The organism is Streptomyces sp. NPDC029956 (assembly GCF_055574655.1).
Genome location: NZ_JBVHZJ010000003.1, coordinates 13660 through 36821 on the forward strand (window position 1 = coordinate 13660; position 23162 = coordinate 36821).

General features: G+C 71.3%; 21 protein-coding genes and 1 tRNA gene. 8 read left to right on the forward strand and 14 right to left on the reverse strand.

Annotated elements, in window-relative coordinates:
• Window positions 1–68 precede the first annotated feature (68 nt).
• The 3 genes from sigJ (at window position 69) to ACZ4XX_RS02560 (ending at window position 5982) form a co-directional block, all read left to right on the forward strand.
• Window positions 69–1001 (forward strand): RNA polymerase sigma factor SigJ, encoded by a 933-nt coding sequence (gene sigJ, locus ACZ4XX_RS02550; protein ID WP_468506167.1) that lies wholly within the window; start codon window positions 69–71, stop codon window positions 999–1001.
• Between the two features lie 320 nt (window positions 1002–1321).
• Window positions 1322–3616 carry an FG-GAP-like repeat-containing protein gene (locus tag ACZ4XX_RS02555; protein ID WP_468506168.1) on the forward strand — a complete coding sequence of 765 codons (2295 nt, stop codon included), beginning with the start codon at window positions 1322–1324 and terminating at the stop codon, window positions 3614–3616.
• Window positions 3617–3669: 53 nt separating this feature from the next.
• Window positions 3670–5982, forward strand: a complete 2313-nt coding sequence (locus ACZ4XX_RS02560) for a hypothetical protein (protein WP_468506169.1) — start codon at window positions 3670–3672, stop codon at window positions 5980–5982.
• Window positions 5983–6010: 28 nt separating this feature from the next.
• Here ACZ4XX_RS02560 and ACZ4XX_RS02565 read toward each other — a convergent pair whose 3' ends face one another.
• From ACZ4XX_RS02565 to ACZ4XX_RS02595, 7 genes are all read right to left on the reverse strand, one after another.
• The gene (locus ACZ4XX_RS02565; RefSeq protein ID WP_468506170.1) at window positions 6011–7204 is read right to left on the reverse strand and encodes an NAD(P)/FAD-dependent oxidoreductase; all 1194 of its coding nucleotides are present in this window, start codon (window positions 7202–7204) and stop codon (window positions 6011–6013) included.
• Between the two features lie 81 nt (window positions 7205–7285).
• Window positions 7286–8230 (reverse strand): RNA polymerase sigma-70 factor, encoded by a 945-nt coding sequence (locus tag ACZ4XX_RS02570; protein WP_468506171.1) that lies wholly within the window; start codon window positions 8228–8230, stop codon window positions 7286–7288.
• Window positions 8231–8353: 123 nt separating this feature from the next.
• A complete protein-coding gene (locus ACZ4XX_RS02575; RefSeq protein ID WP_468506172.1) occupies window positions 8354–10603 on the reverse strand; it encodes an ABC transporter permease in 2250 nt (749 codons plus the stop codon).
• Window positions 10600–11304 (reverse strand): ABC transporter ATP-binding protein, encoded by a 705-nt coding sequence (locus tag ACZ4XX_RS02580; protein ID WP_468506173.1) that lies wholly within the window; start codon window positions 11302–11304, stop codon window positions 10600–10602. Before ACZ4XX_RS02580 ends, ACZ4XX_RS02575 begins: the two co-directional genes overlap by 4 nt.
• A gap of 679 nt (window positions 11305–11983) precedes the next feature.
• Window positions 11984–12184 (reverse strand): hypothetical protein, encoded by a 201-nt coding sequence (locus ACZ4XX_RS02585; RefSeq protein WP_468506174.1) that lies wholly within the window; start codon window positions 12182–12184, stop codon window positions 11984–11986.
• A 95-nt stretch (window positions 12185–12279) separates the two neighbouring features.
• A complete protein-coding gene (locus tag ACZ4XX_RS02590; protein ID WP_468506175.1) occupies window positions 12280–12942 on the reverse strand; it encodes a M15 family metallopeptidase in 663 nt (220 codons plus the stop codon).
• A gap of 11 nt (window positions 12943–12953) precedes the next feature.
• Complete coding sequence (locus ACZ4XX_RS02595) at window positions 12954–13502, reverse strand: GNAT family N-acetyltransferase (RefSeq protein WP_468506176.1); 549 nt, start codon at window positions 13500–13502, stop codon at window positions 12954–12956.
• A gap of 299 nt (window positions 13503–13801) precedes the next feature.
• On the opposite strand from ACZ4XX_RS02595, the gene ACZ4XX_RS02600 reads away from it, so the two are divergent.
• A complete protein-coding gene (locus ACZ4XX_RS02600; protein WP_468506177.1) occupies window positions 13802–14632 on the forward strand; it encodes a hypothetical protein in 831 nt (276 codons plus the stop codon).
• A gap of 171 nt (window positions 14633–14803) precedes the next feature.
• Here the strand turns inward: ACZ4XX_RS02600 and ACZ4XX_RS02605 are convergent, their stop codons facing one another.
• The 5 genes from ACZ4XX_RS02605 to ACZ4XX_RS02625 all read right to left on the reverse strand — a co-directional run bounded on the left by ACZ4XX_RS02605 (window position 14804) and on the right by ACZ4XX_RS02625 (window position 17795).
• Window positions 14804–15076 carry a hypothetical protein gene (locus ACZ4XX_RS02605; RefSeq protein WP_468506178.1) on the reverse strand — a complete coding sequence of 91 codons (273 nt, stop codon included), beginning with the start codon at window positions 15074–15076 and terminating at the stop codon, window positions 14804–14806.
• A gap of 40 nt (window positions 15077–15116) precedes the next feature.
• On the reverse strand, window positions 15117–15383 hold the full coding sequence (locus ACZ4XX_RS02610) for a hypothetical protein (RefSeq protein WP_468506179.1): 267 nt from the start codon (window positions 15381–15383) through the stop codon (window positions 15117–15119).
• A 104-nt stretch (window positions 15384–15487) separates the two neighbouring features.
• Window positions 15488–15697 carry a hypothetical protein gene (locus ACZ4XX_RS02615; RefSeq protein WP_037639349.1) on the reverse strand — a complete coding sequence of 70 codons (210 nt, stop codon included), beginning with the start codon at window positions 15695–15697 and terminating at the stop codon, window positions 15488–15490.
• A gap of 4 nt (window positions 15698–15701) precedes the next feature.
• Window positions 15702–16256: a DUF5994 family protein gene (locus tag ACZ4XX_RS02620; protein ID WP_468506180.1), complete on the reverse strand. Its 555-nt coding sequence runs from the start codon at window positions 16254–16256 to the stop codon at window positions 15702–15704.
• A gap of 342 nt (window positions 16257–16598) precedes the next feature.
• The gene (locus ACZ4XX_RS02625) at window positions 16599–17795 is read right to left on the reverse strand and encodes a PP2C family protein-serine/threonine phosphatase (protein ID WP_468506181.1); all 1197 of its coding nucleotides are present in this window, start codon (window positions 17793–17795) and stop codon (window positions 16599–16601) included.
• Between the two features lie 278 nt (window positions 17796–18073).
• On the opposite strand from ACZ4XX_RS02625, the gene trhA reads away from it, so the two are divergent.
• The gene (gene trhA / locus ACZ4XX_RS02630; protein ID WP_468506182.1) at window positions 18074–18904 is read left to right on the forward strand and encodes a PAQR family membrane homeostasis protein TrhA; all 831 of its coding nucleotides are present in this window, start codon (window positions 18074–18076) and stop codon (window positions 18902–18904) included.
• A 482-nt stretch (window positions 18905–19386) separates the two neighbouring features.
• Here the strand turns inward: trhA and ACZ4XX_RS02635 are convergent, their stop codons facing one another.
• The gene (locus ACZ4XX_RS02635) at window positions 19387–19725 is read right to left on the reverse strand and encodes a MerR family transcriptional regulator (protein WP_468506183.1); all 339 of its coding nucleotides are present in this window, start codon (window positions 19723–19725) and stop codon (window positions 19387–19389) included.
• Window positions 19726–20867: 1142 nt separating this feature from the next.
• On the opposite strand from ACZ4XX_RS02635, the gene ACZ4XX_RS02640 reads away from it, so the two are divergent.
• The gene (locus ACZ4XX_RS02640) at window positions 20868–21227 is read left to right on the forward strand and encodes a hypothetical protein (protein ID WP_468506184.1); all 360 of its coding nucleotides are present in this window, start codon (window positions 20868–20870) and stop codon (window positions 21225–21227) included.
• A gap of 363 nt (window positions 21228–21590) precedes the next feature.
• Here ACZ4XX_RS02640 and ACZ4XX_RS02645 read toward each other — a convergent pair.
• Window positions 21591–21661, reverse strand: a tRNA-Gly gene (locus ACZ4XX_RS02645).
• 402 nt (window positions 21662–22063) lie between these two features.
• On the opposite strand from ACZ4XX_RS02645, the gene dcd reads away from it, so the two are divergent.
• Window positions 22064–22639 (forward strand): dCTP deaminase, encoded by a 576-nt coding sequence (gene dcd / locus ACZ4XX_RS02650; protein WP_056653242.1) that lies wholly within the window; start codon window positions 22064–22066, stop codon window positions 22637–22639.
• A 13-nt stretch (window positions 22640–22652) separates the two neighbouring features.
• Complete coding sequence (locus ACZ4XX_RS02655) at window positions 22653–23150, forward strand: phosphoribosyltransferase (protein WP_030323619.1); 498 nt, start codon at window positions 22653–22655, stop codon at window positions 23148–23150.
• The last annotated feature ends 12 nt before the right edge of the window (window positions 23151–23162 follow it).

The following is a 23162-nucleotide window of genomic DNA, read 5'->3' on the forward strand; positions in this document are numbered from 1 at the left end:
GTTACGGAGTGATGCGCGTCTCACCGATCATGGCGAGCGCGGATCGAACGAGGGGGGACACCACCACCATGAGCGTCAGTCGTACGGAACCGGACCGCGGGCTCGTGCCCGTACCCGCCCGACCCGAGGGCGAGTACCGGCAGTTGATCAATGTCGCCTACCGGCTGCTCGGCTCCCTGGCGGAGGCGGAGGACGCCGTCCAGGAGGCCTTCGCCCGCTGGTACGCGATGTCCGGCCCGCAGCAGGAGGCCGTCGAGGCGCCCGGCGCCTGGCTGACGACGGTGGTCGGCCGTATCTGCCTGGACGTCCTCGGCTCGGCGCGGGCTCGGCGCGAGCGCTATGTGGGCGAATGGGTTCCGGAGCCGTTGCCCGACACGACGGAGTGGCTGAACGGCCGTCCGGGCGGCGGCGGTACCGACCCCGCCGACCGGATCGCCCTCGACGAGTCGGTCGACATGGCCTTCCTCGTCGTCCTCGAATCCATGACCCCGGCCGAGCGGGTCGCGTTCATCCTGCACGACGTCTTCCGGTACCCCTTCACCGAACTGGCCACCATCGTCGGCCGCACACCCGCGGCCTGCCGACAGCTCGCCTCGTCGGCCCGCCGGCGCGTCAGGGCGGCCCGGGCGCCGGAGCCGCCGACCGGTCTGCAGGCGCGTGTCATCAAGGACTTCAAGCAGGCGTGGGAGGCCCAGGACATCGCGGCCCTCGTCGGCCTGCTGAATCCCGACGCCACGGTGGTCGTCGACGGCGGCGGCCTGGTCGGCGCGGCACTCCGTCCGATCACCGGTGCCGCGGAGATCGCCCGCTACATCGTCGCGATCGGCGACATGGCGCCCGGCATGACCCTCGAGGTCCGTTCGGTCAACGGCCGTCCCGGCCTGGTGGCCCGACGCGGCTGCACGACCGTGACGGTGGCGGCGTTCGGCCTCGCGGACGACCGCATCACGCACATCTGGGCGGTCCGCAACCCGGAGAAGCTCCAGCCCTGGTCGGAATGAGCCGGGCGGGGACGGTCCCCTCGCTCAACGGACGGGCGAGCGGACCGTGGGCGGGCGGTGAGCGAGCCGTGAGCGGGCGGTGAGCAGGCGGTCCGCGAGCCCTGGGCGGACACAGCAGCAGGACGTCGCCGGAGCGGCGGACCACGCTCCCGAAACGTCGGTCCGGGGCGGCGGACCACGCTCCGAACGTCGGTCCGGGGCGGCGGACCACGCTCCCGAACGTCGGAGCGACGAACGTCCGTACAACCTTGAACGGCCGCCGTGAGTCCTGTGGTCGTGGCGCCTGGACGCCACGACCACAGCACTCGGGAGGAATCCCTTTGAAGCACCACAGCCCCGCCGGTCGGCGCCTCGCCGTCGCCGCCGCCGTCGCCCTCGCGGTGACGGCCGGCGGCCTGACCGTCCCCGCCCTCGCGGCGGGCCCGGCAGCGGGGGCCCCGGCCCTCGGGACGGAGGCCGGGCCTCGGGCCGTCACCGCTCCCGCGGCGGCGGACGAGCAGGCGCCGCTCGACATCCCCGACGACGCGAAGCTGCTCAGCGCCGGCCGGACCGGCATGCTCACCAGCACCGGCTGGCAGCAGGAGACCGCCGTCCACCGCTGGACGCCCTACGCGGGCGGCGCCACCGTCACGCTCCCCGCCGGGCCCAAGTGGGGCAGCACGGGCTCGGACCTGGTCGCGTCCAAGGACGGGGACGTGTACACGCTCACCGACATGAGCGGGGCGGCGGAGCCGGTCGTGATCGACACGTCCGGTCTCGGCACCCCCGACGAGCGCTACCACCTGCGCCGGGTCATCGGGACGACGCTCGTGATGAGCCGCTACGTCCAGGGCAGCCGGTGGACGTACCACCTGGTCTCCGTGGAGAACGGCCGGACCGTCGACCGCCCGATCGCGTCACCGGTCGGGCAGTGGGAGTACGACCTGTACGACGCCGGGCCGGGCCGGATCGTCATCGGCTACGGCAGGCTCGAGTCGCCCGCCTACGCGCAGCGGCTCTGCGTGGTGGACGTGGCGACCGGCGAGGTGACGGAGACGTACGACGCCGTCGACGACTCGTTGCCCCGCATCGGCTCCGTCGCCCAGGCCACGAACCACCTCGCGTGGATCGAGTGGAGCCACAGCCCCGTCCTGGCGTTCGCGCTCCGCGGCACGCAGGGCGTCGAGCGGATCCCGCTCACCACCACGGGCGAGGCGAGCGGTGTCGAGGTCCGCCCGCTCGGCGGCTGGGCGCTGTACGCCCGGCCCGGCGGGGGCACCGCCTACACGGGCGCCGATCCCCTCCACGCGCTCACCGCCCGCTCCCTGACGACCGGCGAGACGTTCGCGGTCCTGGACCACGCGTCGTCGACCGCCTACGACCAGGACGGGAACCTGCTCGTCCTCGGCGGCACCCTCGCACAGGGCGAGGGCCTGTACCGGATCGCCCCGGACGCGGCCACCGGCAAGCCCGCCGCCACCCTCGTACGCGGCTCCGGCCGGCCGACCGCCCTGGTCGTGCAGGGGGAGGCCCCGCCGCCGACCGGGACCGTCGACTTCGACCGCGCGGGCGGGCGGCTGACGGCCGGCATGACGCTCAGCCGCCCCAACGCGGACATGACCCTGAAGCTGACGCACACCGCCTCCGGCCGGACCGCCGAACCGCGCACCTACTGGCCCGGCGGACGAACCCACCCCACCGCCACCTGGGAAGGCTCGTTCGACGACGGCTACCCGGCCTACAACGGCGCCTACACCTGGACGATGACGGCCACGCCCGCCAACGGCATCGGCCCCGCCGTCGTCCGGACCGGCTCCTTCACCCTCACCCGTGCGCCCCGGCCGCACGACTTCGACGGCAACGGCTCGCCGGACGTCCTCGTCCGGGAGAACAGCAGGTTCTCGCTGTACGACGCCGGGCAGATCACCCGTCTCGGCAGCTACGAGAGCGCGTTCGAGACGCGGATCGGCTACGGCTGGGACACGTACGACCGGATCACCGCGACCGGGAACCTCGGCGGCTCCCGCAACAGCGACCTCGTCGCCCGGGACAGGACCGGGGCGCTCTGGCTCTTCGAGGGCAAGGGCGACGCCAAGGCGCCCTTCGGGACCCGGATCCGGGTCGGCGGCGGCTGGCAGATCTACGACCGGCTCGCCGGCGGCTCCGACCTGACCGGCGACGGCCGCAACGATCTGGTCGCCACGGACAAGGCCGGCGTGCTGTGGCTCTACCCGGGCACGGGCAGCGCCACCAAGCCCTTCGCCCCCCGCAAGCGGATCGGCAGCGGCTGGGGCGTCTACAACCAGCTGACCGCCACCGGGAACCTGGCGGGCGGCCCGGCCGGTGACCTCGTCGCCCGTGACAAGGCCGGTGTCCTCTGGCTCTACCTCGGCAAGGGCGACGGGACCTTCGCTCCCCGCACCCGGATCGGCGGCGGCTGGGGCGCGCTCAAGAGCGTCGTCGGCGTGGGCGATGTGGACGGCGACGGCCGCAACGACCTGATGGCGCTCAAGGAGGTCGTCGGCCAGTACCCCTTGATGCTCGTCTACCCGGGCACGGGCCAGTGGCGGACTCCGCTCGGATCGGCCCGGATCACCCTCCCCCGGTTCGAGAACTGGAGCGGCGAGCTCTACTGACGCCCCGCCACCGCCCTTTCCGCAGCGCACACTCCAGAAGGAGAGCCACCCCTGTGAACCTCCCGCTCCAGGGACGCACCACCCGTCGTCGGCTCGGCACGGTCGTCGCCGTCGCGGTGGCCGTCGCCCTCGCCGCGACCGGCCCCGCCACCGCCACCGCCCCGGCGTCTGCCATCGGCACCGCCACCGTCGGCGTCACCACCGCCGGCACCGCTCCGGCGCCCGCCGCCGCGAAGCCCGCGCAGGCCCCGGCCGCCGCCTTCTCCCTGCCCGCCGGCTCGACCGTCGTCTCCAGCGGCCCGACCGGCTTCCTGACCATCCGCACGGAGGGCACCGCCACCGTCCACACCTGGGTCGCGTACGACGGGACCCGGACGCCGCTGCCGGCCGGACGGTACGAGCCGAACCAGGGCACGGACCTCGTCGTACGGGTCGAGGGGCCGAAGCGCACCTACCTCGACATGACGACGGGCCGCGAGGTCGTCTCGTACAGCACCACCGAACTCGCCGGCACCCCCGTGCCCCTGCTCCACCAGGGCACCTCGCTCGTCACCCGGACGTTCCCCGCCGCCCCCGCGGGACGGGAGCTGCACGTCGTCGGCAAGGACGCCGAGGGCAGGACCGTCGACCGCGCCGTCCCCGGCCTCCCCGCGGACGAGCTGGTGGCCGTGGAGAGCGCCGGGCCGGACACCTTCCTCGTCCGTTCCTACTCCCTGGTGGGCGGGGTATGGGGCCAGAGGCTGGCCGTCGTGGACGTGGCCTCGGCGTCGGTGGTGGAGAGGTTCGACCCCGTCTACGGCCAGACCGGACCCCAGCCCGCGGCCGTGTCCCCGACCCACCTCGCCTGGCTGGAACTGGGGGAGTACGGCGCCACGCTGGCGAGCGTCCGGCGGGACGGGTCCCGGGTCACCCGCACCGACCTGCCGCGCCCGGTCGACCTGGAGACGAACGCCCGGACGACCGTGCGGATCGTCGGGGACTGGGTCGTGTACACCGCGCTCGGCGGCGGCGCGTCGACCCGTACCGCACCCCTGCACGAGGTGACGGCCCGTTCGCTGACGACGGGCGAGACCGTCCCCCTCCTCGCGCACGCCTCCGGCCTCGCCGCCGCCCCGGACGGTTCCCTGCTCGCCTCGGGCGGCACGCTCGACCGGGGCGAGGGCGTGTACCGGATCTCGCCCGGCGCGACCGCCGAAACCCCGCCCGCCGTCTCGCTCCTGGCGACGACCGGCATCCCGACCGCCCTCGCCGTCACTACCGAGAACGCCCCGGCCGGAACGGTGGACCTGGACCGCGCGGGCGGATCGCTGAAGCCCTCGTGGACGTTCGCCCGGCACAACGCCGACGTGAGCCTGACCGTCCGGCACACCGCCTCGGGACGTTCGTGGACCTCGGCGCTCGCGCCCCGCACACCGGCCGAACCGTTCACCTTCACCTGGGACGGGTCCTTCGACGACAGGTCCCCCGCGGTCAACGGCGCCTACACGTGGACCATGACGGCGCAGCCCGCCAACGGCATCGGCCCCGACGTCGTCCGCACCGGCTCCTTCACCCTCACCCGGCAGGTCCGGCCGCACGACTTCAACGACAACGGCACCCCCGACCTCCTCGTCCGCGACGCGCAGGGCGGCCTCAGCCTGTACGAGGGGCGCCAGTACCTCACGGACACCCTCCGGGAGCCCGGGCCGCCGTCCCTGCCGCCGACACCGCTCGGCACCGGGTGGAACGCGTACGACCGGATCACCGCCACCGGCAACCTCGGCGGCACCCCCGCGGGCGACCTGGTCTCCCGCGACACGACCGGCGTCCTCTGGCTCCACCAGGGCAACGGCAAGGGACTCGCGCCCCGCGTCCGGATCGGTGGCGGCTGGCAGATCTACGACCAGCTGGCGGCCGGCCCCGACCTGACCGGCGACGGCCGCAACGATCTGGTCGCCACGGACAAGGCCGGCGTGCTGTGGCTCTACCCCGGCACGGGCAGCGCCACCAAGCCCTTCGCCGCCCGCAAGCGGATCGGCGCAGGCTGGAGCCCCTACAACAAGCTGGTCGTCCCCGGGAACCTCGGCGGCGCCGCCCACGGCGACCTCCTCGCCCGCGACCGGACCGGGGTCCTCTGGCTCCACCTCGGCAAGGGCGACGGCACCTTCGCACCCCGCACCCGCATCGGCGCCGGCTGGAACGCGTACGCGACACTGATCGGCGCCGGCGACCACGCGCCCCGCGACGGGCGCGCCGACCTGATCGGCATCTACTCCAGCGGCTACCCGAACCCCTACGCGGGCACCGGCGACTGGCGCAGCCCCTTCGCCACCCCCACCGGCGGATACACCCCCCTGCCGGTCTCCCGCCCCGGCGACGTCTACTGACACCGACACCGCCGGGGCTCCCGCCTCGTCACCGGGTGGCGAGGCGGGCCGCGGCCGGCTCCGTGGCCGCCGCGAGGCGACGGCGGCGGCTCGGCACCAGCATCGTCGGGTGCGAGATGCTCCATGCCGCGCCCGAGCAGATGAGCTCCTTGATACGGGCGCCGGCCCGGCCCGTGACGACGGTGGACGTCATCCCGTCCTCGTGGGTCACCTTCTGGAAGATGGCGTCGCGACGTCCGAGGCTGATGCACTGCGCGGCGTAGCCGATCGAGTTCTCCGGAACCTTGCGGCCGGTCAGGCGCGCGGCGAGGGAGTCGGCGGCCTGCCACGCCATCGGGGTCGCCACGGCGCAGGACATCCGCAGCGGCCTGCCGCCCGGTCCTTCGGCGAGCGCCGCGTCGCCGACGGCGTACACGTCGGGGTGGGAGACCGAGCGCATGGTGGCGTCGACGACGATCCGTCCGGTGTCGGACACCTCCAGGGTGGTGGCGGCCGCGATCGGGTGCACGGAGAAGCCCGCGGTCCACACGGTCACGTCGGCCGGGATCTCCCGCCCGTCACCGGTGACGACACCGTGCGCCTCGACGCGGGCGATGTCGGCGCCCTCGTGGACGGTGATGCCGAGCCGGTCGAAGACGGTGCGCAGGTGGGTCCGTGCCTTGTCGCTGAGCCAGTCGCCGACACCGCTGCGGGCGGCGAGGGCGACCTTCAGGTCGGGGCGGGCCTCGGCGATCTCGGTGACCGCCTCGATGCCGGTCAGGCCGCCGCCGACGACCAGCACGGTCCCGCCCTGCTCCAACCCGCCGAGGCGCGCCCGCAGTCGCAGCGCGTCCTGCTTCCCCGAGACGCCGTGGGCGTGCTCGGCGACACCGGGGACGCCGAGGGCGCCGGCGGTGCTCCCCAGCGCGTACACGAGGGTGTCGTAGCCGAGGGTCTCGGCGCCCTGCTCACCCTTGAGCTCGACGGTCCTGCGGTCCGCGTCGACGGCGGTGACCCACGCCGACCGGAGCTCCACGCCGGTGCCCGCGTACACGTCGCGCAGCGGGCGGCTCGGCAGATCCTGTCCGCTGGCGAGCTGGTGCAGACGGACCCGCTCGACGAACTCGGCCTCGCCGTTGACGAGGGTGATCTCGACGTCGTCGCGGTGCAGCCGCTTGGCGAGGCGACCGGCGGCGATCGCTCCGGCGTACCCGGCTCCGAGGACAACGATGCGGTGCTTCATGGCTGGCTCCCTATCCGGTTGGACTCACCTCCTGAACCGGACGGCCGCACGATCCCTGACAGGAATCGAGTGTGACGTGGGTCACCACAGCTCTCTGAGCGGGCTGTGGGGGCCGGAGGCCGCCCACCGGCGGGTGAGACGCTCCAGCTTGTCGGGGTTGACCTGGAGATGGACGGCGACGACACCGTCCGATGTGGCGTCGAGACAGATGACCCCGGCGATCCGCTCGCCGATCGAGACCAGCACGGCGGGACCGCCGTTGACGACGGCGGCGTGCAGGTCGGGGTCGCCGCCTGCGATGGTCCGCTTGGCGGCGCTCGGCCGGAACAGCCCCCGCAGGTAGCGCGCGATGCCGAGCGCGCCGACGACCGGGGTCCTGCGGGCCGGAACCCGGGCACCACCGTCGGCCACGCCGACCGCGTCGTCGGTGAGCAGCCGGATCAGCGGATCGGTGTCGCCGCTGAGGGCCGCGGCGAGGAACTCCTCGACGACCTTGCGCGCGGCGGCCTCGTCGACCTCGGTACGCGTCCGGTCGGTGGCGAGGTGCTGCTTCGCGCGCCGGTGGATCTGCTGGCAGTTCGACTCGGTGAGGTCGAGGATCTCCGCGATCTCGCGGTGCGGGTACCCGAAGGCCTCGCGCAGCACGTACACCGCGCGCTCGTTGGGCGACAGCCGCTCCATGAGGGTGAGCATCGCGAGGGAGACCGACTCGCGCTGCTCGGCGGTGTCGGCCGGCCCGAGCATCCGGTCCCCGGCGAGCACCGGCTCCGGCAGCCACTGCCCGACGTAGGTCTCCCGCCGGACCCGTGCGGAGGTGAGCTGGTTGAGGCAGAGATTGGTGAGCACCTTGGTCAGCCAGGCCTCGGGTGTCTCGATCAGCTCCCGGTCCGCCGCGTGCCACCGCAGATACGTCTCCTGTACGACGTCCTCGGCGTCACCGGCGGACCCGAGCATCCGGTAGGCGATCGCCTCCAGACGCCCTCGGGAACCCTCGAACAGATCGGCCTCGTACATGCGGAGCGACATTCCCCCATGATCGGGCCCGCACACGGGCCGCGTCCACCCGCCGGCGGCAGGGAGGCGTCGGGGCCACGGCCCTTCCAGCGGGTCGGGCCGCGGTCCTTCCAGCGGGTCGGGGCCGGCGAGGCGTCAGTCTCCGCTGGGGCGCCACGCCTGAGCCTGCCGGATCGCGACGCGGGAGGCCCAGAACCACAGGAGGACGCTCACCACGAGGACGACGCCGGTCGTCGTCAGCAGCAGTGCTCCGCCGACATAGGACTCGCCGTCGGCGGTGACCGGCGACGCGAGGGCGGCCGCGACCGCGGTGCCCGCGGTTCCGGCGAGGCACAGCGGGGCGAGAACCGTCCATGCCGCGGTCGTACGGAAGACGCGCAGCCCACCGGTGAGCACGGACAAGGGGGCGAGCGCCCGGCCCTGCCGGAGGAACTCCGCCATGGCGCTGAGCCCCGCGGTCATGCTGAGGACCGCGATGCCGACGATTCCGAACAGGGCGCTCCAGCGGCCCTGGTCGCGGTTGGGGATGCCCGCGGTGTACTGCTTCTCGCCCGGTGCGCCGATGCTCGCGCCGCGCGGGAACACCTCGTACGACAGGCTCTTGAGGGCGGGTACGGAGAGGGCTCGCCCGTCCGGCCGCAGAACCGCGAGGGTCGTACCGCCGTCGGCGGGAGCGGCGCGTTCCGCCAGCGACCGGTCATCGGTGCGGCGGATCAGCAGCGTCGTGCCCACGTGGTGGGTCCACCGGATCAGCTCGCGCAGTCGCGGGTCCTCCGGCAGCCGGTCGACCCGTGTCTCGTTCGCCGGGCACGGCAGGCGCAGTGCGGTGAGGGCGGCGCAGTCGGCGTACAGGGTCAGGTACGTGCCCTTGCCGGCGTCCGGGGGAGCCAGCAGGACGGCTCCGGTCCCCTGCGCGCGGGTGAGGAACTCGGCCATGGCGGACACGGTCACGTCGCCGCGGGCGCCCACGGTGACGACACTGTGGCCGACGCGGTCGAGGGTCTGCCGCGCCTCGGTGGCCTGCGCTCCGAACAGTCCCTGCCACGCGACGGCCTGCATCAGCACGACGAGAGCGATCGAGACACCGCTGACGAGCCGGGCCGTCCCCCCGGGATGCGTGCTGGTGCGCCGGCCCGCGAGGAGGGTCCCGGGCAGATCATGCCGCTGCCCCCGGCGGGTGAGCAGGTTCCCGGCCTTGGCGGTGACGACCGCGATGGCGGCCGGAAGGGTGAGGATCGTGGCGGCGATGCCCGCCCAGCTTGCGAGCGTGCGTGCCGCGGATTGCGAGGGGAGCAGCTCGGGACCCCACACCGCCAGGGTGACGGCGACGGGGCACAGCACGGCCAGGCGGGGCAGCCAGGTACTGCGGGACGCGCTGTGCGGTCGCGTTCCGGACGCGCCCCGACGGGGCGCGAGGTCCGCCAGTGCCACGACGGTCAGGACGACCAGGAGGACCGCGAAGGGGGCGAGTACCGCAGGCAGGCCGAAGTGGCGCAGGTGAGAGGTGGAGAGGACGTAGTCGGTGTGCGGGATGCGGATGTCGTGCAGCAGGGCGGTGGCGACGGCAGCGGCACCGGCCACCGCGCCCAGCGCGGCGGGGGTCGCGGCCTCGCCGGTGGCGATCAGCGCACGGTCCCGCCGTCGTCCGCCGAGCGCGGCGACGAGAGCGGTCCTGCGGTCGCGGGTGTGGGCTCCGGTACGCGCTGCCACCATCAGCAGTGCGACGGCCGGGAGGCCGAGCATGCCGACGACCGCGGCCTGGAACATCCACTCGGGCTTCTCGTCGAGCCGGCCCGATCCCGGTTCCAGGCCCGTGGGTTGTCCGTTCCTCGGACCGAATCCGGTGACGAGCTCGTTGAACCGGTCAGGGCGCAGGCCGTCGCGCGGCCGGACGTAGGCGAACCACTCGGACGGCTCGTCCAGCCCCTGCTCGCCGATGGTGCCCGCCAGTCGGCCGTAGCGGTGGTCGATGCCCTCGCCGGCGCCCGCCTTCAGCAGGGCCGGTGACAGAACCGCCTGGCCGGGGGCCGGCCAGCGGTCCAGCCCGGGAGGAAGGGGTGCGTCCCCTCGATGGGGAGACAGGTAGACGACGCTGAAGCGGCGTTCGCCCTCGAGCGAGTCCGACCCCTCGAGCCACACCGTCGCATCGGTCGCGCGTGCCGGATCTCCGACGGCGCCCACGGGAGTCCTGGCCGTTCTGCGTTCCTGCTTGCCCGCGTACACGGCATGGACGGCGACGACGCTGCCGACGGCGAGGGAGAGGACGAGTGTGGCGAGCAGGAGAGCGGCGAAGCGCACGCCTCCCGCCTCGGTGCGGCGGCCCGCCACACGGCCGACGGCGAGGAGTCGACGTGCGAGTGTCAGGGTGTCCCCGGCGCGCGTCATGCGGAGCCGCCCGAGGGGATCGACGTCAAGGCGCCCGCCTCGAGACGGAGCGTACGGTCGGCCCGCGCGGCGATGCGCGGATCGTGGGTGACGACGAGGAGCCCGCAGGCGTAGCGCCGGGGCAGGTCGAAGAGCAGCTCGGCCGTGCGGTCCCGCGTCTCCGTGTCGAGTGCGCCGGTCGGTTCGTCGGCGAGCAGCAGAGCGGGTTCGTTGATCAGGGCACGGGCCACCGCGGTCCGCTGCCGTTCCCCGCCCGACAGCTCGTCGCTCGTCGCCGCCTGCGGTACGCCGAGCTCGTCGAGCAGCTTCCGTGCCCTGTCCCGCGCGTCACGGTGGTCGGTGCGGGCCAGGAGCGCCGCGAGGACGACGTTGTCCAAGGGGCTCAGTTCCGGGAGGAGTTCACCGAACTGGAAGACCATGCCGATCGTCCGGGCGCGCAGGGTGGCCAGGGGGGCGGGTCGTAACCCGACGATGTCGGTGCCCCGTACCCTCACCGACCCCGCGGTCGGCTTGACCAGGCCCAGGACGCAGGACAGCAGCGTGCTCTTGCCCGAGCCGCTGGGACCGGTCACCGCGACGGATTCCCCGGCCCGCAACGTCAGCGAGAGATCGCCGAACAGCTCCCTCGCGCCGAGCGAGTGCGACAGCCCCTCGATCTCCAGGACGGGTCGCGTGGTTTCCGTGCCGTGTGCCGTGTCCACTTGCTGTCCTCCTTGCTGCCTGCCGGGACGACGCAACGCGTGGGTTGTTCCCGCGGTCGTACCGCGGGTGGACGGCGTGGCTTGAGGCTCAGGCCCTGTCCCCGACCCGCCTCTTTCGTCGGCGCGCAGGACTTCACCGTGATTCGACGGATGTCCCTCGTCCGGCGTTGCGGGTACGGCAACATTTGCATGCAGAAATTGATTTGGCAAGAATGACAATCGATCTCGACCGCTGTCTCGGGAAACGGCTTCGCCGCGGTGAAGAGTAATCGCGTGACGCAGGGCACGTTTGAAGCGCGGCAGCAACGCCATTGCTGTGCTCGGCAGTTGACAACCGAAAAGGGAGTGAGGTGTTCCGTTGCAAACGCGGCGATGTTTGACTTGAAAGCCATTCGGTCGGGCCGAATGTGTGCGGTGGGGCCTCTTCAGGGGAATGGAAATGGTCGCATCGGCTGGAAAGAATCGAGGAGGGAGATATTCCGGAGATCTTCCGCCTGCGCCCTGAGGAATTCAGGGGGAGACGTGCCCGTAGACCCGAGCACGCGCGGTCCCCGGCGGGAGGCTCAGCGGACTCCGGGACCGCCGCCGGAGGGCGCCACGAGTCCGGCCGGCCGTCGCCCCACTCCGACTCCCCGGCTCCGACTCGGGATCCGCGACTTCCCTGATCAGCCGACAGGACCTAGCCGGACCGTTCGGCCGCACCCTTCCGGCGGCTCCATTTCACCCACTCGCGACCGTAGAGCACGGCACCCGAGAACACCGTCCACGCCAGGAGACCTCGGGTGATGGTGTCGTCCGCGACGACCAGGGCCGTCAGCAACGGGACCAGGATCACCAGATACCAATGCGGGTTGTTCCGCCAGTCGTTCACGCCTGCCATCCCCCCACCTCCTCGCCCACCCTAGGACAGTCGGCGCGACATCCGGCCTGCGGGTGTGGCCTGTTGCCGGGGGTGAGGAGGGATGGGCTGGTCGGTCAGCTGCGCGAGTCGAGTTCCTTCGGGCCGTAGAGCGCTGCCTTCTCTCCTGCGATCAAGGCCCAGTAGCGGTCCCCGAAGGACCAGTGCCACCACTCCGTGGGGTAGTTCACCAACCCCGCGGCGGTGAGCACGGCGCCCAGCAGCTTCCGGTTGGCGTGAGCCTCCTCGGTGATGTTCGCGGCGTGGGTGTAGCAGGCCCCCGCGCTCTCCTCCGGATCCGCGTTCATGCGCGTGCCGAGGTCCAGCTCGTGCCCGTCGGCATCGGCGAGTGTGAGGTCGACGGCCGCGCCGGCGCTGTGGGGCGCGATGTCGGGGGGTGACACGTACCTGCTCGCCGCCGAGTGGATCTCACGGGAGGACCAGCCGGGGTCGGCCGCTCGCAGCCGGCCGGCGTACTCCTCGAAGTACTCCCGCTGGAGGGAGGGGGGCCGGTACCCCTCGACGAACAGCAGCCGGATGCCCGCCGGCAGCATCGTCTGCGCCACGAGCAGCCGCTCCCGTACGCCTTCCCGCAGGTGGGCGAAGGCGTACGCCGGGTCCTGCTTGCGCGTGTCGACGAGCAGCCGGCCGCCGAGGCGGACGTCCACGAGGGGTTCGCCGGACTCGATCACGGGAACGGCGGCGACCATCGGGTCCGACATCAGCACGATCTCGCTCATGGCGCCGGCCTTCATCCGGCCGGCGTGGCCGAGGGGCGTACGCCGAACCACTGTTCGGCGCCGTACTCCTCGAACCGCTCGACCTCGGTGAAGCCCAGCTTCGCCGCGAGGCGCATCGCGCGATCGTTGCCGCTCTGGGTGGCCAGCACCACGGGTTCTCCGGGACGCGCACCGGAGAACCAGTCGAGTGCGGCCGCGCACGCCTCGAAGGCGTAACCGCGTCCCCACGCCGCCGGCAGGAACAGGTAACCGAGCTCGGCCTCCCCGGCCTCGGGGCGGACGTGCCCCCGGCGCTCGGCGTCGCGAGGGTCGAGCGTGATCATGCCGATCATCGTTCCGTCGAGTTCGACCACGAAACAGCCGGGGCGTCGGCCGGGCACTTCGGGCACCGCGCGCTCGAGTTCGTCGCGAGGCCGGGCGCCGCCGATGTAGGTGCCGACCTCCGGAGAGGCGAACAGCTCGACGAACGCGGCACGGTCTCGGGCCTCGGACTCGCGGAGCACGAGCCGTTCGGTCGATATCGGGGCGGCCGGCCAGGCGAAGGTTCCGGGTTCCGTCATGGCGGGGAACCTATCCCACGCCCGGTGAGATCGATCGGCGGAGAAGCCCGGCTCCTGCCTGGCGATGTTTCGGGAAGTCTGCAACCGGTACGGCTTCGGATCGCCTTGGCCCAGGACCGTGCGGCGGGACCGGCCGACGGCGCCGCCTTCGCCGAGGGCTTTGACGCGCCCATGTCGACCGCTGTCGTCCGTCGCTGAGGGCACGGACGGGGCACGTTTTCGCCCGATGCCCTGCCGAAGTCGGGCGCCCGGTCAGGTCCTCCCCGGTGCCGGCGGTTTCCGCGACTAGCCTCCGCATCATGCTGCGTATCGTCGACACCCGTACCGGCCATCTCATGGAGATTCCCTCCGTACGACGTCATCTGCTGAGCATCTGCGTCCACCTGCCGGCCGGCGACGTCGGGTTCGGCCCGGGGGACCTGCGGGCGCTCCTGGTCGGTGACGTACTGGCGCGCACCGCGGAGTTGCACGGCCTGCAGTCCCGTACGTTCCGTACCATGCCGGACCTGCCGCCCGAGCAGACCGAGGCGCTCGACCGCTCCCTGTCCGCCCTCGACGTCCACCCGCCCGACACCGTCGGTGTTCACCCTCCGAACGGAACGCTCTGCGCCGCTGCAGACGTTCACGTCCACGCCTGCGGGACCACGGCACAGGACGCGGTCGGCGGGGTCCGTATCGACGTGGGCCAGGTCGGCCAGGCATCGGGGGAGAGGGGCGTCCCGGACCGTGCCCACCTCCCGTCCCCAGGCCTCCTGGGGGCCGTCGCCCCGGAGGGCGTCGATCCGCTGGCCATGAGGATGCTGATGCTCGGCCACGCCTACCGCACGCCGGTCTTCGTCACCAGTACCGCGCTCGAAGAGGCCCGGCGGACGCTGGCGGACTGGCGGCAGCTGGTGGCCGACTGGGCACAGGAGCCGTCCCGGCCGATGCCTGCCGAGGTGCTGCGACACGCCCATGACGTGCTGGCTGATGATCTCGGCGTCCCCGCCGTCCTGGACGCGCTGCGCACCGTGGCGACGCGCGCCGACGTACCGGCCGGTGCCAAGTTCGAGACGTTCGCCTTCCTCGACCGCGTCCTCGGGCTGGACCTCGCGCGCGAGGTGGGCCACCAGCACCGGGCGGCGACATGAAGGTCGGATGCGCGGGCCTCGTGGCGGCGGTCGTCACAACGGCCCCAGCGCATTCACTCCGCCGAGGCCGCCCTTCCGGATCGCCACACGTGAGCGTGCTCGATCCACTTCCATCATACGCCTGCGGGCTGGACCGGCCGAGAGGGAGAGCAGGCCCGTGGGCGGTCCGGCTCAGCCGCGTTCTTCCTCTTCGGCCTCCATACGGCGGATTCCCTGGTGGGTCAGGGCGACCATCGCGGGGGTGTTGCCCGGTTCCCAGTCGACGGTGATCAGGTCCTCGCCGGCGAGGTAGGTGCAGGCGGCGGCCAGGTCGTCCTCCGGGATGCGGAGGTCGTTCCGCAGTTTCCGCCCCGGGACTCCGAGGAGACGGTTGCCTTCGGAGGCTTCGTAGAGAGCGGTCAGGACCCGTTCGCGGTAGGCCTGTCGCTCGCGGAGTGTCGCCATGACCGAGTCCTTTCACGCGGGTGAGGAACGCCGAAGCTCCTCACACCTCGTCGACGTGGGTGCCGGTCCGAGAGGACGGTCTGCTGGTGGCGAGCCAGGAGAGGGCGGCTTCCGCGGCGGATCCGGTGTCGACGGTGAGGTGGAGCCGTGTGCCGCCTTCGGGCACGGGATAACTGCGTTGTTCCGCCCCGGCGAAGGAGCATCGGATCACTTGGGCGACCGCGCGGGCGGCTTCGGGGGTGGCGGCGACGATACGGATCTCGGCGTGTCCGGCCGAGGGCGGGGTCGCGGTGTCGGTGGGGTACAAGGTGCGTGGTCCCTTCGGAGGGCGAGCGAGAGGCCGGCGGGTGGGTTGTCCCGGGTGTCGGGTGCCCCACCCGCGGCCTTCGGCCGGAGGAATGGTCTGGGCGATCAGGGCCAGGTGCCCGTCACCTTGCGGCGGGCGGCTTGCTCCGTCGGCGTGGGGTGGCTGTGGCCGGGTGGCCGGCGAATGGCCGGGAAGGGTTCGCCGAAGTGATGGGCGGCGATGCGTTCGTCGTGCTGGGCGTTGAGCCGGTGGATCAGGCGCGTGCCGAGCGCGATCAGCAGGGCGATGACGGCGATCGTGATCAGGGTTTCCATGGGGTCACCTCCGCAGGTGCCTCGGCATGGGGATCATCCGCGCACCGATGAGCGGGTGTCGCGGGGGCGCCGGGGCGGCCCCGCCGTCGGCCTCCCAGGCGTCCTCACTGCTTCGGGCGTCCCGCATGCGGCGGCCGGTCGCGGCCTCGTCGGACATCAGGGCACCGGCGGCCAGGACGCTGCCGGGGAGGGCGGCAGCGGTCATGAGCCGGGCGGCTGCGGCGGGTTCGGTCTCGGGCGGGACCACCAGGAGATCGCAGCGGCCGACGGTGTAGGAGAGCAGGATCATCTTGTCGGGATCCTGTTCGGTGAACCAGCCGATGTGCACGGTGTGCCCGGTGGCGGCGACCTTGTGCGGGACGACGGGCCAGCGGGCGGGGTTCACCGCGACGCGTGTGATGCGTCCGAAGTGCTCCTCCAGCGCGTCGACCAGAGGCGGAAGTTCGACGGCCAGGTCATGTGTACGAGGCCACCAGGCGCCGTCCAGGAGGCCGGCGAGGGTGGTCTTCGGTGTCAGTGAGAGGCGCGCCGAAAGCAGGGGTGCGACGGTGGTGGTCATGATCGCGGACCCGTCTCCGGGCCGCCCTGCAGGGCGGCCCAGTGTCTTGATCGCCGGAAACGACGTCCGCGTGGGAGCGGGTGCTCGACTTACTCCCGGTACTTTCAGCGTACTCCGCCCAACGGTCGGGCGAGCCCCTCTGACCAGGTGATTTCCCACCGGGCGCGCCGTCCGGGCGATGGCCGCCGGCATGACCGCAGGCCGCGGAGTGCCGTGTGACCACGGCGGTGTCCCGCCGGCCATGAGGCCTCGACGGCTCATCACCCGTGGCGACAAAGACCACTTCGCCCTCCTGGTGGTCCCCCGTACCTGACCACCGGCTCCTCACGGCACGGCCCTCCGTCATCCGCGCCACTCGACCAGGACCAGCGTGGCGTCGTCCGAAGTGGCGTTGCCCCGTGCCCGTTTGAGGGTCTGGGAGAGGTCCCGCACCACCGTTCGGACCTCTCGGTCCGCCCGCTCCAGTTGGTTCACCCAGTCGATCAGCTGGGCCTCGCCGAACTCCTCCTGTCCGCTCTTGTGTTCCTCGATCAACCCGTCGGTGAAGCAGAGGACGCGATCCCCCGCGTCGAGTGTCACTTCGCTGATCTGCGGCTGCGCTCCCCCGAACCCGACCGGCAGGGTCGTGGGGCTGTCCAGGCGGCCTACGACGTGGTGGCTGCGGATCAGAAGGGGGGCGGGGTGACCGGCGTTGACCCACTGGAGGTGGCCGGTGTTCGTGTCCAGCCGCATCATCTGCGCGGTCACGAAGTGGTCGGGTGCGAACTGCTCGGCCACGGCCCGGTCCATGAAGAGGTAGATCTCGGACAGCTCGATGCTGATCCGGCGGGCGTGCCGGTACGCGCCGATGGCCACGGTGGCCATCGTGGCCGCGTCCAGACCGTGCCCCATGGCGTCGATCATGGCGAGGTGGAAGGTGTCCCCGTTCAGGGCGTAGTCGAAGCTGTCGCCCGCCACGTCGTAGGCGGGCTCCAGAACGCCGGCGACGGTGACGCGCGGCGTCACCATCGACAGGGGCGGCAGCAGCGACCACTGGATCTCGGCGGCGACGCTCATCGGTTCGCTGCGACGGGTGCGGAAGAAGAGGTCGGTGTAGCCGTTCTTGGTCTGCATCATGTCGGCGATCAGCCCGGCGATCCTGCGCAGCAGACGGCGGTCGTCGTCGTCGACGGCGTCCATCGTGACGGCCAGAACGCCCGACTGGTCGCCCCCGTCCAGCAACGGCAGCAGGACCTGTACACCGTCGGCCAGCACGAGTTCGACCGGGCGCGAGGTGAGGAAGCACCGGCCGGCCTCGGAGCCGTCGATGACCTGTGGTTCCCCGCCCGACAGCCCTTCGCCCGGCAGGGGGACCAGTCTCTGCTGCCCGTAGTCCTGGAGCAGGATCTGAGGATCCCGTCCCCCCAGCCGCGCCACCGTGTCGGCGAGCACCGGCCCGACCAGATGTGGTGGCAGCTCATGGGCCCGGTCCAGGAGCCCGCCCAGCAGCCCCTCTCCGAAGCTCTCCGAGCGATCGGGGTCGGGCGATCCGACTGTCATCCCGCTCCCTTCGCAGGGCGACGGACGGGCTGCGCAACGCCTCTGCGTCGCTGCCTGGCGGGCACGGGAGCGAGGCCCGTTTCCGGCGGTCTCGCCACCAGGATGCGCCTCGACGGCAGGGCGCGCCACACCGGTGCCGTCGAAAGCCGGCCCGAGCGCGCGCTGCCTGCGCACAGGGACCCGGAGTCACTCGGGGAGACCGGGTGCGGCTGGACCGGCTACCTGTGATGAGGTGGGTCTCTGGGATCTCGGTGCGGGCAGGTTCCTAGCATGTGCACATGGTTGCCCGTGATACCCAGCAGTCCGATCCGGGACGGGAAGCAGTGTCCCGAGACGACGCCGAAGCCCGCAGTGTCTCCTCCCCACCGACGGTCAAAGGACGCGACTTGACCGGCCTTCCCTCAAGATCGCCACGCCAGGGGGCCGCCGAGGACTCCCGCCCGGTGGCCGATCTGGTCGAGCGGGCGGCCGATCTGGTGGAACCGATCAAGCCGAGGCTGCGTGGCTGGCTCCATGCCGGCATGGTCCCCGCATCGCTGGCAGCGGGCATCGTCCTCATCTGCCTGGCAGGGACGCCGCAGGCCGTGTGGGCCTGCACCGTGTACTCCGTGACGGCCTGGCTGCTGTTCGGGACCAGTGCCGTCTATCACCTCGGCACCTGGGGGCCGCTCGGTGAGGCTGTTCTGCGCCGCCTTGATCACGCCAACATCTTCCTCATCATCGCCGGCACGTGTACGCCGCTTGCGGTGCTCCTGCTCTCCCGTGACCAGTGGTCCGTTCTGCTGTGGATCGTTTGGACGGGTGCTTCGGTCGGCATCGTCTTCCGCGTCGTGTGGGTCGGAGCTCCCCGTTGGCTGTACACCCCCTGCTACCTGGCGCTGGGTTGGGCACCCGTCCGGTACCTGCCCGACTTCCTGCACAGTGGCGGGGTGGTTGTGGTCTCCCTGGTCGTGATCGGCGGGCTTCTCTACAGCGCGGGTGCGGTCGTCTATGCCCTCCAGCGCCCCAACCCCTCGCCCCGCTGGTTCGGCTTCCACGAGGTCTTCCACGCGTTGACAGTGGCAGCCTTCACCGCCCACTACATCGCGATCTTCCTCGCTGCCCACTGACCACGATGACGTTCCGACGCCTGCCCGCCCTGCTGTGAGCCCTGAGCTGCCGGCGGCCGGAAAATCGGTGGCAGGCCCGGTCCGCCCCCGGTGACGATCGCGGCATGCCGGCTTCCGGTTGAACCGGGCGGCATGGGGACGCGGTTCCCAAGAGACTGGCCGGAGCGGATCGAGGGCTCCGAGCACGGTGAAGTCGAGTACGAACTCTCCCGGACCGAGTGGGAGCAGTCTCGAGAGACGTCGACGGCTGATGCGCAATTCCGTACGAACGCTGGTCGGCGCCCTCAGCGCGGACTGACGCTCGACGTGCCGAAAAGAACGTGCCAGCGCTCCGCGCCGACCGGGCAAACGACGCCTACCAGGCCACGCGCAGTGCTCTCATGGGGGCGGACCTCGCGCGGCCTCTGCTCGCTCGTGAGTGATCCGCAGCCAGTCCCTCGGGGTGCATCCGTCGGTCGATGCCGACGGCGGGCGGACTCACCTCAAGCCGAGGCGGGTGGTGCGTCGGATGTGGCGGCGCGGCGGTATTCGGCGTTGATGCGCTGGGCCTCTTCGAGCTGGTCTTCCAGGACGATGATGCGGCAGGCGGCTTCGATCGGTGTGCCCTGGTCGACGAGTTCTCGGGCGCGGGCGGCGATGCGCAGCTGGTAGCGGGAGTAGCGGCGGTGGCCGCCCTCCGAGCGCAGCGGGGTGATGAGGCGGGCTTCGCCGATGGCTCGGAGGAATCCTTGTGTGGTGCCGAGCATCTCGGCGGCCCTGCCCATGGTGTAGGCGGGGTAGTCGTCGTCGTCGAGACGGCCGTACGAGTCATCTGCTGTCATTTGCACCTCTCTGGGAAACGCATTGAGGGGCCCTGGTGCCGTACTGGCACCAGGGCCCCGAAGGAACTACTACACCACCTGCCGGCCCTGATACTGCGCCGGCGTTCTGTGTCCGCGGGCCCGACCTGGCTGCTGTCGGGGGCGCGGGGATCGCGGTTGCTTGACCGGAGACCACCTCACTATCGATGTCCTGCGGTACCCGGGTTCACGACTTCCTCCCGGGCGATCCTGATGGCGCGGGTTCCTCCGTTCTTCCTCGGTGATCAACTACTTGCTACGGGGTACTGCGTACTGCGGGTACTGATCCACTGCGGGTACTGCTGGTGATGCGAACTGCTCAGTGACCTGCGACAGCGCCACTCTTCGGCAGCCAGCCCCGTTGCCCGTCCTGCGTCTTCTCTGGCTTAGAACCCCACTGCCGAACTTCCTGGTGCGCGCGTCCGCAGTCGACGCCTTCACCAGGGGTACTGCTCACCCTTCACTGCTGGGTACTGCGTACTGCACTCACGGGTACCGCACCTGCCATGACCGCGGTCCCGTGCCGGCGGCCCCTGATCACTGCGGGCCACCCGGTCCGGCCGTCAGTCCCGTCGCCGTCCTGCACCATCTTTGGCTTCGGAACTCCACCGCCGCACCGTCCTGCGTACTGCAACTACTTGTACTGCTGGTACCGCTTGCCCGGCAGTTCATCTCTGCCGGGCCCTGTTGTCTCTCTGGGCTACGAGAGAAACCATAGCCACGCCACTGCCCAATGTCTACTCCGGCCGACATAGATTTTCGCGTGCCTGGTGGGCAGGTAATCGACCTCGAACAGTGATGCGAAGGGTCGCGGAGCGGTCCCGGCCGGGTTGCCCACCACATATCCGCGCACACGCCACGGACAGGTGGAGACCGGTACTGGCGATCGCAGACCAGGGGGACCCGATGGACACGATGAGCTTTGACGTCGCCGTCGACCGCCCTGCAGGGTCCGTCGCCGTCGCGCGCAACAGTGCCCGCTTCGGCTGGCCCCCGGCCGACGGGCAGTCGTGGCGGGCTCGGTTACGCGGCGTGCCTCAGGTGGGAAGGCGGTGGCGGCCCTTCTCGCCCGGTGGCACGACCGGTTGAGGGGACGGGACGACCCGTGAATAGGATCGGCTCTCATGTCGAAGCCTGACGAGCTGCTCGTTGACGTTGCCACGCTGGTGGAGTCCGGGCAGAGCAATCAGATGTCCCTGACGGTGGTCACCGGTGGAGCTGTCGTCACCGGCCGACTGGCGCCCGAAGCGGTGTGGAGGCAGCGGGTCTCGGAGGTCCTGGCCGACTCCGCCCGCCTGGGAGAGTTCTCCGCCGTCTTCACCGCTACGACACGAGGGGACGGGCCGCCCGCATATCTGCACTTCCACATGGCGCGGATCCTTCAGGGCACGGTGGGGATCCCGGAGACAGGCGGGATGTACCGCGTCTCGATCGCGGACGTCAGCGCCTGGACCATGGGCGACTTCAGTTACTCCGATCACTGACTTCACGCCCTCGGGGAAGCCCTTCCACCGATACGCGGGAAGGTCCGACCGGCCGGTGCCGATCGGGCCTTCCCTGCTGCCTGGATGTCAGCTCACGTCCGCCCGTGGGTCACGGTCGGGCCGCTGCCGGGGCGCCGGGCATCACCGTCGGTCGTCGTCATCGACGCTGTCCAGAGTGGGCTCCCGTGGGCCGCAGCTCTCCCTCGTCCGGTGACTCTCATCTTGCGGCTGCGGCGGGCCTTTTCCTCGCCCTGAGCGGGTGACGGAGCATGAGGTCCCGCATGGCACGCGAATGACACGGCAGCTCTGACGGGTCTGGACAACGACAAAGCCCCAGGTCGCTGACCTGGGGCTTCATAGAAGAGCGGATGACGGGAATCGAACCCGCGCTATAAGCTTGGGAAGCTCATGTTCTACCATTAAACTACATCCGCACAGCGGCCCGATGAACGGTGCCGCATCGTTGCACACTGTACCCCATGCGCCACTTGAGGCGAAGCTTGCGCCGTTTCGGGTGCGGAGTGCCGCCTGGAGGGTGTCCCGTTGATCCCCTAATGTGGCTTCCCGTCCACCACGTGTGTAGGGGAAGGGACTTGATGGGTTCGATGGAGCGCACCGTCGTCCGTTGTGCCGAAGGGCATGTGTTCAGTACCGCTTCGTTCCCGCTGCAGCAGCTCGGGGCCGGGCGGATCGGGCCAGGGCGGCTCATCCGGTGTCCGCGCTGTGCGCGGCTGCGGCATGCGGTGCCGGTGGAGTCCGGGCGGCGCTGACCAGCGCCAGGGGCGCGGATGCCTGCCGATTGGGGCAGGTCCGCGCCCTCTGCGTATCGTGGGGGCGTGCTTCTCTCAGACAAGGACATCCGGGCCGAGATCGATGCCGGACGGGTACGCATCGACCCGTACGACGAATCCATGGTGCAGCCCTCGAGCATCGACGTGAGGCTTGACCGCTTCTTCCGGGTGTTCGAGAACCACCGCTACCCCCACATCGACCCCGCCGTCGAGCAACTCGACCTGACCCGTGAGGTCGAGCCCGAGGGTGACGAGGCGTTCATCCTCCACCCCGGCGAGTTCGTGCTCGCCTCGACCTACGAGGTCATCAGCCTTCCGGACGACATCGCGTCGCGGCTGGAGGGGAAGAGTTCCCTCGGGCGGCTCGGGCTCGTGACGCACTCGACCGCCGGTTTCATCGACCCCGGTTTCTCCGGGCACGTGACCCTGGAGCTGTCGAACCTCGCCACCCTGCCGATCAAGCTCTGGCCGGGGATGAAGATCGGGCAGCTGTGCATGTTCCGGCTGAGCTCGCCCGCCGAGTTCCCGTACGGGAGCGAGCGGTACGGCTCCCGGTACCAGGGCCAGCGGGGGCCGACGGCCTCCCGTTCGTTCATGAACTTCCATCGGACCCAGGTGTGAGGCGGTCGCAGGCATGAGTGAGGTACGCGAGAACCTGACGTACGAGGGTTTCGGACGCGCCGTCCGTGAGCTGGCGCAGACGATCGCCGACGACGGCTACGAGCCCGACATCGTGCTCTCGATCGCCCGTGGCGGCGTCTTCGTCGCCGGCGGTCTGGCCTACGCCCTGGACTGCAAGAACATCCACCTCGTGAACGTGGAGTTCTACACCGGCGTGGGCACCACGCTGGAGATGCCGGTCATGCTGGCGCCCGTGCCCGACGCGATCGACTTCAGCGACAAGAAGGTGCTCATCACCGACGACGTCGCCGACACCGGCAAGACCCTCAAGCTCGTCCACGACTTCTGCGTCGACCACGTCGCCGAGGTCCGCTCCGCCGTCATCTACGAGAAGTCCCACTCCCTCGTGAAGTGCGAGTACGTGTGGAAGAAGACGGACGAGTGGATCAACTTCCCCTGGTCGGTCGAGCCGCCCGTCGTCAAGCGCGAGGGCCAGGTCCTCGACGCCTGAGCCCCGTCACGG

What these genes read in the sequence shown, in the direction of transcription:
- sigJ (WP_468506167.1), top strand. Translation starts at nt 69, where the DNA reads ATGAGCGTCAGTCGTACGGAACCGGACCGCGGGCTCGTGCCCGTACCC.
- ACZ4XX_RS02565 (WP_468506170.1), bottom strand. Translation starts at nt 7,204, where the DNA reads ATGAAGCACCGCATCGTTGTCCTCGGAGCCGGGTACGCCGGAGCGATC.
- ACZ4XX_RS02570 (WP_468506171.1), bottom strand. Translation starts at nt 8,230, where the DNA reads ATGTCGCTCCGCATGTACGAGGCCGATCTGTTCGAGGGTTCCCGAGGG.
- ACZ4XX_RS02575 (WP_468506172.1), bottom strand. Translation starts at nt 10,603, where the DNA reads ATGACGCGCGCCGGGGACACCCTGACACTCGCACGTCGACTCCTCGCC.
- ACZ4XX_RS02585 (WP_468506174.1), bottom strand. Translation starts at nt 12,184, where the DNA reads ATGGCAGGCGTGAACGACTGGCGGAACAACCCGCATTGGTATCTGGTG.
- ACZ4XX_RS02590 (WP_468506175.1), bottom strand. Translation starts at nt 12,942, where the DNA reads ATGAGCGAGATCGTGCTGATGTCGGACCCGATGGTCGCCGCCGTTCCC.
- ACZ4XX_RS02595 (WP_468506176.1), bottom strand. Translation starts at nt 13,502, where the DNA reads ATGACGGAACCCGGAACCTTCGCCTGGCCGGCCGCCCCGATATCGACC.
- ACZ4XX_RS02600 (WP_468506177.1), top strand. Translation starts at nt 13,802, where the DNA reads ATGCTGCGTATCGTCGACACCCGTACCGGCCATCTCATGGAGATTCCC.
- ACZ4XX_RS02605 (WP_468506178.1), bottom strand. Translation starts at nt 15,076, where the DNA reads ATGGCGACACTCCGCGAGCGACAGGCCTACCGCGAACGGGTCCTGACC.
- ACZ4XX_RS02615 (WP_037639349.1), bottom strand. Translation starts at nt 15,697, where the DNA reads ATGGAAACCCTGATCACGATCGCCGTCATCGCCCTGCTGATCGCGCTC.
- ACZ4XX_RS02620 (WP_468506180.1), bottom strand. Translation starts at nt 16,256, where the DNA reads ATGACCACCACCGTCGCACCCCTGCTTTCGGCGCGCCTCTCACTGACA.
- ACZ4XX_RS02625 (WP_468506181.1), bottom strand. Translation starts at nt 17,795, where the DNA reads ATGACAGTCGGATCGCCCGACCCCGATCGCTCGGAGAGCTTCGGAGAG.
- trhA (WP_468506182.1), top strand. Translation starts at nt 18,074, where the DNA reads ATGGTTGCCCGTGATACCCAGCAGTCCGATCCGGGACGGGAAGCAGTG.
- ACZ4XX_RS02635 (WP_468506183.1), bottom strand. Translation starts at nt 19,725, where the DNA reads ATGACAGCAGATGACTCGTACGGCCGTCTCGACGACGACGACTACCCC.
- ACZ4XX_RS02640 (WP_468506184.1), top strand. Translation starts at nt 20,868, where the DNA reads ATGTCGAAGCCTGACGAGCTGCTCGTTGACGTTGCCACGCTGGTGGAG.
- ACZ4XX_RS02655 (WP_030323619.1), top strand. Translation starts at nt 22,653, where the DNA reads ATGAGTGAGGTACGCGAGAACCTGACGTACGAGGGTTTCGGACGCGCC.